We start from the raw sequence: 13056 nt of genomic DNA on the forward strand, positions 1-13056 counted from the left end.
AAAGTGGGAGGATTTTTTAACTTTTTACCCCTTAATTCCGCAGCACTTTAGTTTAACTATTTTTATAAGTTCCTGAGCAACAAAAAGTTGCCCAGGATTTTGCCATGTCAGATTTTTCACTTACCTTAGTGCTGCAAATCAAGACAAGCAAAAATCATCAATGACATGGCAAAGGTACAACAAAAATCTGAGAAAATCACCGCTTTTGGCGGAATATTTTTCGTTTTGGACAAATTCGACTCTATTCTGTCCTCTGTGATAGACTCACACTTAGGACTTCGCAGCACTCTGATTGGCTATCAGTACAGCGAGATCATACGTGCCATCTTCTCCGTGTTCTGCTGCGGTGGTGACTGTATGGAAGACCTCAACCTGTATCTGAAGGACGTTCTTACCGAGCGTCCGCATACCCGCGTCCCAAGCGCGGACACTGTGCTGCGTGGCATAGAGGAACTGGCAACGGAGAACATATCGTATACAGCGGAAAAGACCGGCAACGTCTATGACTTCAACACGGCGGAGAAACTCAACCAGCTGCTCATCAAGTTGCTGCTGGCAACGGGACAGCTTACGGAGGGCGGAACATACGACGTTGATTTCGACCACCAGTTCCTTGAGGCAGAGAAGTATGACAGCAAGCGCACCTACAAGGGCTTTGACGGCTACAGCCCAGGCGTGTTCACCATCGGCGGGCTGATAGCCTATCTTGAGAACCGTGACGGCAATGCGAACGTGCGCTTCATGCAGGCAGAGACTCACCGGCGTTTCTTCAAGATGATGAGGTCGTTCGGCATTCATGTCAGGAGCTTCCGTGCTGACTGCGGCTCCTACAGCGAGGACATTGTGAAGATGGTCATGGAGCATACTGACAAGTTCTACATCCGTGCCGAGCGGCATGCAGGTCTGTATGAGAAGGTGAAGCGGCTGACAGGCTGGACTACGGTGGAGATAGGATTTCAGCAGTACGACGTGCAGTCGTTCCCCTTCGAGAGTTTCGAGGACGTGAAGCATTGCCGCCTCGTCGTGCAGCGGCAGCGCAAGCAGAAGGGAGAGCAACTAGACCTCTTCGACGGCGAGTACACATACCGCTGTATATTGACCAACGACTGGGACATGACCGATGAGGAGATCATACAACACTACAACAAGCGAGGAACTGCCGAGCAGGTCTTCGACCGCAAGAACAACGACTTCGGATGGGCGCATCTGCCGAAGTCATTCATGAACCAGAACACCGTATTCCTGCTTATCACCGCCATGGCTGCAAACTTCTACCGATACATCGTGGCATTGCCGCTCATGGCCGTCCTCTTTGGAATCAAGGCCACAGACAGAGTCAAGAGTTTTCTGTTCAGATTCATCGCCGTCCCTGCCAAGTGGATCAGAACGGCACGACAATACAAACTCAACATCTACTCCAACAAACCATACAACATAATTTGGGAGCACGGATAGATTAACACTCTTCATTGATGCTTAGGTCAAAGCCTCTCGACCTTACGGGGTAAGGGGAAGGTGTCTGCATACAAGTCAAGCTCAAGCGTTTCTAAGCCCAGAGTCAGACAGAATCATCATAAGCAAGGACTAAATCAGACAATCGAAAAATTATCTGCGGATTTTAGGAAATACAAAAAAAACGTTATCCTTAAGTTAAATCACAGGAAATTTACTTTTATGCCTGTACATTGTCCGTGGAATTCACTTAAGAATAGTCATAACGAAACGGTTTAAGCCGGGTTCTGTCCTAAACGTATCTAATTGCACACGGTTAAAATTTGAATTATGAAGGCGCTCCCATAGACCAAGAAACTCAATAGAACTGCTATTGCGCATCCAATTCAGAATAGCAAAGCGAGGGTCATCGCTGTTGCGAAAGCGTGCAATATCAGTCAAGGATATGTATTCGGATACATGACTATCTACGGCGAAATTTATCAATTTTTAATTGATTTCGCCCGAGTTAAGTCGTTTTCAGGCGAAATCGATACATTTTTGATTAGATTTCGCCCGGATTATTTAATTATCAAAATCTTGAATCTTCTGAAAATCAAATATTACCAACTGAAAATCAATTTGTTATATTTGTACAGATTTGTCGGATTTCTGCGCGGCAGCGCACTCAATTCTTACAGCGCATCAATTCTTTTTGACACAACCTCTCAGTAACTGCGGACACACAATAACCTGCCATCGCTGAAGGCGATGAACAGCAACCGACAACCTCTCACGTCTGGCACAATCCTCCGAAAATGTGATTTTTTACCCCATTTTACGTCCGAAAATGTGATTTTTTACCTTTTTATATGCCCGAAAATGTGATTTCTCGTCAAAAATCAATTTCAAAAATGTAACTTTGCAAAGGCATATAGAGAAATCGTTATTTGCAAAACAAGTCTTAACGCATTTATAACACACCAAGATTTAACAATGGCTCTCACCAGCCACAAAAAATATTATTATTATTATGAAGCGAAAACTTTTATTAATGCTTATGCCGCTTATCCTCTGCGGCAGACCTATACTTGCCCACGACATTCAAGTAGGTGGTATTTACTACGATTTTATCAATAATCGCACAGAATTGAGTGTAACTTATGAAGGAGAGAATACTTGGTATACTGGAAGAATTGTCATCCCTAGATCTGTTGCTTACAAAGGAAAAACATATAAAGTCACGAGGATAGGAGAAAGCGCTTTCAGCTATTGCGAGAACCTGACATCCATCACTATACCCAACTCCGTTACAAGCATAGGAAGAGAGGCTTTCTCCGGTTGCACAGGTCTGACATCCATCACTATACCCAACTCCGTTACAAGCATAGGAAGTTGGGCTTTCAGTAGTTGCACAGGTCTGACATCCATCACTATACCCAACTCCGTTACAAGCATAGGAAGTTGGGCTTTCATTAGTTGCACAGGTCTGACATCCATCACTATACCCAACTCCGTTACAAGCATAGGAAGAGAGGCTTTCTCCGGTTGCACAGGTCTGACATCCATCACTATACCCAACTCCGTTACGAGCATAGGAAGTGAGGCTTTCTCTGGTTGCGCAGGTCTGACATCCATCACCATCCCCAACTCCGTTACAAGCATAGGAAGAGAGGCTTTCTCCGGTTGCGAAGGACTAAAATCTATCACTATACCCAACTCTGTTATAAGCATAGGAGAAAGCGCTTTCCAGGGTTGCGAAGGACTAAAATCCATCACTATCCCCAACTCTGTTACAAGCATAGGAGAAAGCGCTTTCCTGGGTTGCGAAGGACTAAAATCCATCACTATCCCCAACTCCGTTACAAGCATAGGAGGAGGCGCTTTCCATGGTTGCAAGAGCCTGACATCCATCACTATACCCAACTCCGTTACAAGCATAGGAAACCCTTTCAGCGATTGCACTAACCTCTTGTCAATAAGAGTAAACGAAGGCAATCCAAAATACGATAGTAGAGACAACTGTACTGCTATCATTGAGACTAATAGTAACACTCTAATTGCAGGATGTAAGAATACCACCATCCCCAATTCCGTTACGAGCATAGGAGATGAGGCTTTCTATGGCTGCAATAGCCTGACATCCATCACTATACCCAACTCCGTCACAAGCATAGGAAAAAGCGCTTTCAGTTTTTGCACAGGTCTGACATCCATCACTATACCCAACTCAGTTACAAGCATAGGAGAAAGCGCTTTCAGTTTTTGCACAGGTCTGACATCCATCACTATACCCAACTCAGTTACAAGCATAGGAGAAAGCGCTTTCAGCTATTGCGAGAACCTGACATCCATCACTATACCCAACTCCGTTACAAGCATAGGAAATATGGCTTTCAGTTGTTGCACAGGTCTGACATCCATCACTATACCCAACTCCGTTACAAGCATAGGAAATATGGCTTTCTGGGGTTGCACAGGTCTGACATCCATCACTATACCCAACTCCGTTACAAGCATAGGAGGAGGCGCTTTCGATGGTTGCAAGAGCCTGACATCCATCACTATACCCAACTCCGTTACGAGCATAGGAAATAGGGCTTTCTATGAAACTCCTTGGCTTGACAATCTGCCTAATGGTCTGATATATGCTGGTAGAGTTGCCTTTTATAAAGGTGAAATGCCTTATGGAACTTCTATAACAATCAAAGAAGGAACTACGGCTATTATGGATGACGCTTTTGAAGGTTGCAAAGGACTAAAATCCATCACTATACCCAACTCCGTTACAAGCATAGGAAATTCCGCTTTCAGGGATTGCGAGAACCTAAGTTCCATCAATATCCCCAACTCCGTTACAAGCATAGGAAATTCCGCTTTCAGGGATTGCGAGAACCTAAGTTCCATCAATATCCCCAACTCCGTTACAAGCATAGGAAGTTCCGCTTTTGAAGGTTGCAAAGGACTAAAATCCATCACTATACCCAACTCCGTTACAAGCATAGAAAGTTCCGCTTTTGAAGGTTGCAAAGGACTAAAATCCATCACTATACCCAACTCCGTCACAAGCATAGGAGGAGGCGCTTTCAGGGATTGCGAGAACCTAAGTTCCATCACTATACCCAACTCCGTTACAAGCATATGGTATCATGCTTTCGATGAAACTCCTTGGCTTGACAATCTGCCTAATGGTCTGATATATGCTGGTAGAGTTGCCTTTTATAAAGGTGAAATGCCTTATGGAACTTCTATAACAATCAAAGAAGGAACTACGGCTATTATGGATGAGGCTTTTAAAGGTTGCAAAGGACTAAAATCCATCACTATACCCAACTCCGTTACAAGCATAGGAAGTGAGGCTTTCTCTGGTTGCGCAGGTCTGACATCCATCACTATACCCAACTCCGTTACAAGCATAGGAAGTGAGGCTTTCTCTGGTTGCGCAGGTCTGACATCCATCACTATACCCAACTCCGTTACAAGCATAGGAAGAGAGGCTTTCTCCGGTTGCGCAGGTCTGACATCCATCACTATACCTAAATCTGTCGAAGTGATTGATTGCGGTGCATTTGATGATAATTTTATGGATTTATACATTAATAACGAAACGCCTCCTGAATATTGGACAGGAACAGGGGACGGATACTCTTGTGAAGTTCCTGAGCGATGCACCCTCCACGTGCCCAAAGGTTGCAAAGAAGCCTACAAAAACAAAGAGTCTTGGCGCGATTTCTACAAAATAGTGGATGACCTTTAAGCAAATCGTTAGCAAATAAACGCGAAACGGTAAATAAATGCCTTACTTTCGATAAAAATGAGTACCTTTGTAAGATAATGCATAGGAACCATATTATTGGCAAGTCATTTAGAATGGAATTAAATGCTTTGATTGCAGAATGTACTGCATACGATTTCAAGTTGATACTTGAAGAAAAGAAACCTAAAAGTTGGTTGAAGAGCGTAAGCGCTTTTGCCAACGGCTCGGGTGGCTCGCTATTCTTTGGCATAGATAATGATGGCATCGTCAAAGGTCTCGATGATGTACGGCATGTTTGCGAAGCTATCAGTTGTAAGATTCGTGATTACATGGATCCCCTTCCAGAGGTGGAAATGATTCCTCATGATGTAGATGGCTTACATTTTTTACAGCTCAAAGTCAATGCCGGGCATTACACACCATATTACTACGTTGGCGATGGTCAGCGCATTGCCTTTGTTCGTGTCGGTGATGAGAGTATTCCTGCCACGGCAGAGCAAATGGTACGCTTGGTACTGAAAGGTTCTAATAAAACCTACGATTCCCTTCACACGGATTATAAGGTTGAAGACTATGCTTTCACGATATTAGCGAATACTTTCAAAGACCGCACTAAACAAGAATGGGACAAGAAATTTCTATTATCGTTTGGTCTTGTAACTGGCACAGGGAACCTTACGAATGCAGGCGCACTGTTTGCTGATGACTGCCCATTGTGGCAATCTCGCTTGTACTGCACACGATGGGATGGAAAGGAAAAGGGTGATGCCATTAATGATGCAGAGTTTACAGGCAACGTTCTCATGCTACTTCGCGAAGCCATGAACTTCGTGAAATCTAACACCAAGAGAGGTTGGGAGAAACTACCTGATGGACGAAAGAACAAGCCTGAGTATGCAGAGCGTGCCGTTCTTGAAGCAATGGTTAACCACTTTATCCATCGCGACTATACTGTTATGGGTGGGGAAGTGCATCTTGACATCTATGACGACCGCATCACAATAACATCATCAGGAGGAATGTACAATGGTATGTTGATTCAGGACTTAGACATCGCAGATGTTTCTTCCGAAAGACGAAATCCTATACTTGCAAACGTAATGGCTCAGCTTGACTATATGGAAAAACGAGGCAGTGGACTCACACGCATCTGCAATGAGACCAAAGCCCTGGAAGGATATAAGGATGAGTTGAAGCCCAAATTCAAATCAACTCCGACCCAATTTCAGACCATCATCTTTGCCTCTTCCGGCACCCCGAATGTCGGAGACTATGACGGAGACGTGTCGGAGACGAAACTCGCTGAGCGTCAGCAGAAAATACTGAATCTCATCAAAGAGTCTCCGACAATCACCGGCAAACAAATGGCGGAGACTTTGTCGGTGAGCCAACGTACCATCGAGCGCGACCTTTCTACTTTGCAGAAGATAGGTGTTTTGAAGCGTGAAGGCAAGGATAATGACGGAATGTGGGTGATAATTGTTTGAACGCTTCTTGAAAATGATAATAATCAATGAAGATATGAATAAATCCTCTATAGTACAATTTTATGGCAAACAAAAAGAAGCGTGTAGAAATTGTTAGTATTCATATTGACAGTTTAGTAGAAGGGTGTGAACCTCCATCATTTGCAGAAGTGTTTGCATTATTAAATGCAACAGAAATAACGCAAGATGGCAAGTTGTATGAATTTAGATCTTTAAATACGAATATTACAGAGTGCATTGTTGGTTTGGTTGAAACAACACAAGATAAAGATATACCGCCAATCAAAAACAAACAGACTAAAGAGTTCAGTCAGGTACAAATTAATACGGCTACAGAAGGACTGGCTTTTGCTAATATATTTCTTTTTGATACAAGTTTGAATGTGTTGATATATGAAGTTAATAGAAATGGTTGCTATCTTCAAACTTTCAAGGAGTTGCTTGAGTGTAAGTGGGCAGAACTTCATAATGGAAATGAAATTCAAATTCATATAGGAGCTGTTTGTCGTCTTGATGAATACAATAGAATGCTACGTATTAACAATTATAGAAAAATAAGTTATGAGATATGTTGTCCTTCAGAGGTGTTGCGTGTTGTGAAACAACAGGAGGAGTCCTTAAGTAAATCTCTACTAGAATCTCAATTGACCGCAGCTGAAAGAAACAATATCAATATTATATCAATAGAACAAAAATGTATGCCTGTGACAATTAACAGAGATGGTATGCAAGCCGGATTCGTTCGTGAATTTATAGGATTATTCAATAGTCTGTTTGGAGCTGGTCAAAGAAGTAATGTAAAAAAGTTTACAGTCCATGGCTACACTCTTGATCCAGAGTCAGAAAAGCAACATGCAACCACAATAAATTTATTGGCTGATGTATTTGATGAATATATCTCAATTCCCGAAGTTCAAGTACAGTCCTCCCTTCAAGTCCCAGAAAGAAAGGCTTCTATAGAAACTGTATATAACAGGATTCATAATGAGTTATTATCAATTATTCATAGAGCATAGCAACAATGAAATCTCCAGGAAGGATAATCGAGGAATATGCAGGATGGGCTGCATTTGTTATAGGATTTGTCGTGGCTTGCTTTATTAGCCCAGAAAAATATCATTATTCTGAACTCATCAATGGTTTTCCTGCCATTGGATTAGGAATATTTGGTTTTATGTTGACATTCATAGCCATTATATTACAATCTAGCAATAATACTATTGATTATATGAAAAGCCAAGAAACGCTCTTTAAATGTTTTGTTGATTACAATAAGAGAGTTGTATTTGTTTCTGCCATTTTAACTTTGTATGCATATTTAATATCTTCATTTTGCATACCAGTTGATTGTATTAATTGGGTTATTGGGGGAATCACCGTCCAACGTTTAGTAAAAATAGCAGCAATTTCTCTCTTTTGGGGACTTTTATTTAAATTATGTGTTGATACTTTTTTCTTTATAAGGTCTTTCTACATTTTGTTGAGAAAGTAATAATCATATATATATATATATGCTGTTCAAAACGGTAATATTCTCAGACGTTCCTGTACTGAAGGGATTTAAGTATCGTGATAGATTTCAACTGGTTCCGTTCTTTTATTCTGGAGCAGCTCCAATGTCGAAATATGCAAAACATTTTCCTGCTTTTTTAGAATATGAAGCTGAGAAAATGGAGGAGGAGTTATCATTTGAAAGTGAGCTTAAAGAAAGAGGTGTTTCAGCAGATGTGATAAAAAATGGTAGGTATATACCAAACCAAGAGCGTGTAAAGAGAGAAATTCTTCAACTGCTGACTTGCCTTACTAATTATCATTTCTTTTCATATGGTTCTTCTGTTGCAATTTGGGGTATTCAACTCCCATCTGATAATTTAGATGACATATCTCCTAAAGAATTAGCACTGTTAGATGACGCCAAGAGTAAATGGACATTAGGGTGCTATCGCTACCCCGGAATGAAAAAAGATCTTACGATTAATCGTTATACGCAAGTTTTTGACTACTATGACACAAGTAGTACAACAGACTATTACACGAACAATCCAGGTGCTTGGTTGACTCCAGAACTCTCTTTTCCTCAATATATTGAGTTTTGTCTTGACCGTTATTATGCCTCTGACGAGGATGTATATAAGAAAATTAAACATTGTTTAGGTCTCTTGGCAGATGGCATAGCTCTCTTTGATACAAAACGTAGCGTGTCGCTTTTATCTATAGTATCATCTATTGAGGGGATGGCTCTCATGGATTATGTGATGTATGGAGAGACTAAGGGGTTGGGGGCTAAGAATAGATTTACAAGATACCTAAAACGGTATGTCGCAGGTAAGTCTACTGAAAAATATGAGCAGTATTATGCAAAGCGTTGCAGCATAACTCACGAAGGTGAACTTTTTATTGGTGATTTAGATGTCTTTTCAAATCCTGAAGAACAGCATAAGGATTGGTTATTAAGGCTCGAAATTATGCAAGTTGCAAGACTCGCATTGTACCATTGGCTAAGAAGAAAACTATGATGGCATATCTTTGAAAAAAATATTAACATCGCTCGTCAGTGCCGTTTAAGAAAGTTAAAAATGTTAAATCTTTATCTTTTCTCCGTAAATTAGAATCCACGCCATCACTTTTCTACCGTTTAAAACACAAGTGGCTGATATAAAAGCATTTGCAAATACTGTCGCTGCACAAGCCTAAAATCCATCACCATACCAAACTCAGTGACAAGCATAGGAGATTATGTTTTCTTTGGCTGTTCTAAACTTAAGAACATTTATATAGCAAGGAAAACATCCCCTAAAATTAAAATTGATTATGGATATGAAGAAGGTAATTATATATATAGTTTTGCAGGAGTTCCCAAGTCATGCACCCTCCACGTCCCCAAAGGCTGCAAAAAAGCCTACAAAAACAAAGAGCCTTGGCGCAATTTCTCCAAGATAATAGATGACCTTTAAGCAAATCGTTAGCAAAAACCTAACATTTTCAAAAAAAAATTTGCAGAAAATAAAAAAACGCTTACCTTTGCAGGCGAAAAAGAAGAATTATGTACGCATCAACGTTCGGTTTTTACTTTTATTTTTACTTTGCCAAACAAGCAGAGCGGGATGTCGTATGTATAAAATAAGAACGTAAACAATAAGGTCCCGCTCAAACGAGCGGGATTTTTTGTTGCAGAAAAAGTAAGATAAAGCAGACAAAATGAAAAGAATTGCCATTCAAGGTATCAAGGGGTCGTTCCACGACATCGCAGCGCACCTCTATTTCGAAAACGAGGAGTTGGACATGGTCTATTGCGACACGTTCAGCGAACTGTTCCAGACCATGCGCGAAGAAAGCAACACACTGGGCTTGATGGCGATTGAGAACACCATCGCCGGCAGCCTGCTCGGCAATTACGAACTGCTCCGGTCAAGCGGAACAGACATCGTGGGCGAGCACAAACTCCATATCCAGCACAGTATCATGTGCCTGCCCGAAGACGACTGGGACACACTCACCGAAGCCAATTCGCACCCCGTAGCGCTCATGCAGTGCCACAACTTCCTCAGCCATCATCCGCAACTGAAGATAGTGGAAACTTTCGACACTGCCGGCTCTGCCCGGAACATCAAAGAGAAGAACCTGAAAGGTCATGCCGCCATCTGCCATTCAATGGCAGCAGAAATCTACGGTCTGAAAGTGCTGGAAGACCATATCGAGGACAACAAGCACAACTTCACACGCTTCCTCGTCCTCTCCAACCCCCTCTTCGCTGACGATCTGCGCGACCGCAACCGTGCCAACAAAAGTTCGCTCGTCTTCACACTGCCTCACACCGAAGGCAGTCTGTCGAGCGTGCTGTCCATCTTCACGTTCTACAAAATCAACCTCACCAAAATCCAGTCGTTGCCCATCATCGGCAGCGAATGGAACTACCTGTTCTACGTTGACGTAACCTATCAGGACCCCATCCGCTTCCACCAAAGCATAGAAGCGGTGCGCCCCCTCACACGCGAAATGAAAGTATTAGGCGAATATACAGCCGCTAAATAGTTGAAAGTTTTCCGAATACTCATAACACTCCGAATAACCAGTTTTAATTAGTTTTAGAAAAAATGTCCGAGACAATACAACCAGCCGACCGCCTGAGCAGCGTACAGGAATACTATTTCAGCCGAAAACTGGCGCAGATAGCCCAGATGAATGCTGAAGGAAAGGACATCATCAGCCTTGCCATAGGCAGTCCCGACATGCCGCCATCTGCCGACACCGTGGCCACACTATGCAAAGAAGCAATGAAAGCCGACACGCATGGCTACCAACCCACAAAAGGCATACCCGAACTGCGCAAAGCCATGACGGACTTCTACAAGCGGTGGTACGACGTTGACATTGATCCCAACACAGAAGTGCAACCCCTCATCGGCTCAAAGGAAGGCATCCTGCACACCACTCTCGCCTTTGTCAATCCTGGCGATGAAGTGCTCGTGCCAGACCCGGGCTACCCTACCTACACCAGCCTCTCCACACTGCTTGGCGCAAAAGTCGTGAAATATAACCTGCGCGGCGAAAACGGCTGGCAACCCGACTTCGACGAACTCGAAAGCATGGACCTCAGCCGTGTGAAACTCCTCTGGACAAACTATCCCCACATGCCGACAGGCGCGGCAGCACAGCGCACCACCTACGAACGCCTCGTGGATTTCGCAAAGCGCCACGGCATTGTCGTAGTGAACGACAACCCTTACAGTTTCATCCTTTCCCACCAGCACCTCAGTATCATGCAGGTGCCCGGCGCAAAGGACTGCTGCATAGAATTCAACTCTATGTCGAAGTCGCACAATATGCCTGGTTGGCGCGTAGGTATGCTCATAGGCAACGCCACATTCATCAGTTGGATTCTGAAAGTAAAGAGCAACATCGACAGCGGTACGTTCCGCGCCATGCAACTCGCTGCGGCTCAAGCGCTTAACAACTCAGACGAGTGGCACGAAACAGCCAACTATGACACCTATAGCCGCCGACGCATCTGGGCAGAACGCCTTATGGAAGCCCTCCACTGTGACTACGATAGGAACAGCGTCGGCATGTTCCTCTGGGGACGCATACCCGACCATTATACCGACTGCGAAGCACTTACCGAACGTGTGCTGCACGAAGCGCGGGTCTTCATCACACCTGGCTTCATCTTCGGCGAAAACGGCAGACGCTACATCCGCATCTCGCTCTGCGCCAAAGAAGAAAAAATGGAGGAAGCCCTCCAACGCATCATAGAAGCAAAAATTTGATAATCAAACATACAGAATAAATAACTAAAAAAAACATAGAATTATGCCATTAGAACTACAACCCCTCAACTTGCCCGGTATAGAACCGAAACGCCCCATAGTAATTGCCGGACCCTGTTCGGCTGAGACAGAAGAGCAAGTACTCACCACTGCAAAGGACCTTGCCGAACGCGACGTCAAAATCTTCCGTGCCGGCATCTGGAAACCACGTACCAAACCCGGAGGCTTCGAAGGAATAGGAGAAACAGGACTCGAATGGATGAAAGAGGTTCAGAAAGAGACAGGCATGCTCGTTGCCACCGAAGTGGCTACACACGCCCACGTGGAAGCCGCACTCAAGGCAGGCGTCGACATACTTTGGGTAGGAGCGCGTACCACGACAAATCCTTTCGCCATGCAGGAGATAGCCGACTCGCTAAAAGGCGTTGACGTGCCCGTCCTCGTGAAAAACCCCGTCAATCCCGACCTCGAACTGTGGATAGGCGCATTGGAACGCATAAATGGCGCAGGCATCAAACGCCTCGGCGTGGTGCATCGCGGATTCTCCACCTACGAAAAGAAACTCTACCGTAACCTCCCCATGTGGCACATACCCATCGAACTCCACCGCCGCTTCCCTACCCTGCCCATCTTCGGCGACCCCAGCCACATCGGCGGACGACGCGACCTCATAGCGCCACTGTGCCAGCAGGCAATGGACCTCGGGTTCGACGGACTTATCATCGAGAGCCACTGCAAGCCCGACAGCGCATGGAGCGATGCCAAACAGCAGGTAACACCCGACGTGCTCGAATTCATACTCAACCGACTCGTCATACGCGACACCACAGTGTCCACAGAGAGCATCAAGGAACTCCGCAAGCAGATAGACGAACTTGACAACGACATCATCGAAATACTCACCAAACGGATGAGACTGAGCAGAGAAATAGCCACATACAAGAAAGAGCACAACATGACTGTGGTGCAAAGCGCACGCTACAACGAGGTCATCGACAAACGTAGCGCACAGGGCGTGCTCTGCGGCATGTCGCCGGAATTCATGAAAGTGGTGTTCGAAGCCATACACGAAGAAAGCGTAAAGCAACAACTCGAACTGATGAACAAAAACTAA

At 44.1% G+C, this 13056-nt stretch carries 10 protein-coding genes and 1 pseudogene; all 11 read left to right on the forward strand.

The annotated features are described in order from the left end of the window. The first annotated feature begins 165 nt into the window (after window positions 1-165). The 11 genes and pseudogenes from C7Y71_RS04470 (at window position 166) to C7Y71_RS04520 (ending at window position 13056) form a co-directional block, all read left to right on the forward strand. Window positions 166-1455 (forward strand): IS1380 family transposase, encoded by a 1290-nt coding sequence (locus C7Y71_RS04470; protein WP_151908884.1) that lies wholly within the window; start codon window positions 166-168, stop codon window positions 1453-1455. Window positions 1456-2464: 1009 nt separating this feature from the next. Continuing rightward, window positions 2465-5188, forward strand: a complete 2724-nt coding sequence (locus C7Y71_RS04480; RefSeq protein ID WP_111897198.1) for a leucine-rich repeat domain-containing protein — start codon at window positions 2465-2467, stop codon at window positions 5186-5188. Between the two features lie 113 nt (window positions 5189-5301). Beyond that, a complete protein-coding gene (locus C7Y71_RS04485; protein ID WP_111897199.1) occupies window positions 5302-6675 on the forward strand; it encodes an ATP-binding protein in 1374 nt (457 codons plus the stop codon). A gap of 62 nt (window positions 6676-6737) precedes the next feature. After that, window positions 6738-7691: a hypothetical protein gene (locus tag C7Y71_RS04490; protein ID WP_111897200.1), complete on the forward strand. Its 954-nt coding sequence runs from the start codon at window positions 6738-6740 to the stop codon at window positions 7689-7691. A gap of 5 nt (window positions 7692-7696) precedes the next feature. After that, a complete protein-coding gene (locus C7Y71_RS04495; RefSeq protein WP_111897201.1) occupies window positions 7697-8167 on the forward strand; it encodes a hypothetical protein in 471 nt (156 codons plus the stop codon). 19 nt (window positions 8168-8186) lie between these two features. After that, window positions 8187-9191, forward strand: coding sequence for a hypothetical protein (locus C7Y71_RS04500; protein WP_111897202.1), 1005 nt, complete (start codon window positions 8187-8189; stop codon window positions 9189-9191). 147 nt (window positions 9192-9338) lie between these two features. Further along, a pseudogene (locus tag C7Y71_RS12210) lies at window positions 9339-9446 on the forward strand (leucine-rich repeat protein); the annotation flags it as partial. Window positions 9447-9492: 46 nt separating this feature from the next. Then, window positions 9493-9615, forward strand: coding sequence for a hypothetical protein (locus C7Y71_RS12115; protein WP_262883958.1), 123 nt, complete (start codon window positions 9493-9495; stop codon window positions 9613-9615). A gap of 258 nt (window positions 9616-9873) precedes the next feature. After that, a complete protein-coding gene (locus C7Y71_RS04510) occupies window positions 9874-10707 on the forward strand; it encodes a prephenate dehydratase (protein WP_111897204.1) in 834 nt (277 codons plus the stop codon). Between the two features lie 62 nt (window positions 10708-10769). Continuing rightward, window positions 10770-11942: a pyridoxal phosphate-dependent aminotransferase gene (locus tag C7Y71_RS04515; RefSeq protein WP_111897205.1), complete on the forward strand. Its 1173-nt coding sequence runs from the start codon at window positions 10770-10772 to the stop codon at window positions 11940-11942. A 43-nt stretch (window positions 11943-11985) separates the two neighbouring features. Further along, complete coding sequence (locus tag C7Y71_RS04520) at window positions 11986-13056, forward strand: bifunctional 3-deoxy-7-phosphoheptulonate synthase/chorismate mutase type II (RefSeq protein WP_111897206.1); 1071 nt, start codon at window positions 11986-11988, stop codon at window positions 13054-13056.

It is taken from the genome of Pseudoprevotella muciniphila (assembly GCF_003265305.2).
Taxonomy (GTDB): Bacteria; Bacteroidota; Bacteroidia; order Bacteroidales; family Bacteroidaceae; genus Alloprevotella; species Alloprevotella muciniphila.

Excerpts from the sequence above, each read along its gene's own strand:
- C7Y71_RS04470 (WP_151908884.1), top strand. The coding sequence starts at position 166 with ATGGCAAAGGTACAACAAAAATCTGAGAAAATCACCGCTTTTGGCGGA.
- C7Y71_RS04480 (WP_111897198.1), top strand. The coding sequence starts at position 2,465 with ATGAAGCGAAAACTTTTATTAATGCTTATGCCGCTTATCCTCTGCGGC.
- C7Y71_RS04485 (WP_111897199.1), top strand. The coding sequence starts at position 5,302 with ATGGAATTAAATGCTTTGATTGCAGAATGTACTGCATACGATTTCAAG.
- C7Y71_RS04490 (WP_111897200.1), top strand. The coding sequence starts at position 6,738 with ATGGCAAACAAAAAGAAGCGTGTAGAAATTGTTAGTATTCATATTGAC.
- C7Y71_RS04495 (WP_111897201.1), top strand. The coding sequence starts at position 7,697 with ATGAAATCTCCAGGAAGGATAATCGAGGAATATGCAGGATGGGCTGCA.
- C7Y71_RS04500 (WP_111897202.1), top strand. The coding sequence starts at position 8,187 with ATGCTGTTCAAAACGGTAATATTCTCAGACGTTCCTGTACTGAAGGGA.
- C7Y71_RS12115 (WP_262883958.1), top strand. The coding sequence starts at position 9,493 with ATGAAGAAGGTAATTATATATATAGTTTTGCAGGAGTTCCCAAGTCAT.
- C7Y71_RS04510 (WP_111897204.1), top strand. The coding sequence starts at position 9,874 with ATGAAAAGAATTGCCATTCAAGGTATCAAGGGGTCGTTCCACGACATC.
- C7Y71_RS04515 (WP_111897205.1), top strand. The coding sequence starts at position 10,770 with ATGTCCGAGACAATACAACCAGCCGACCGCCTGAGCAGCGTACAGGAA.
- C7Y71_RS04520 (WP_111897206.1), top strand. The coding sequence starts at position 11,986 with ATGCCATTAGAACTACAACCCCTCAACTTGCCCGGTATAGAACCGAAA.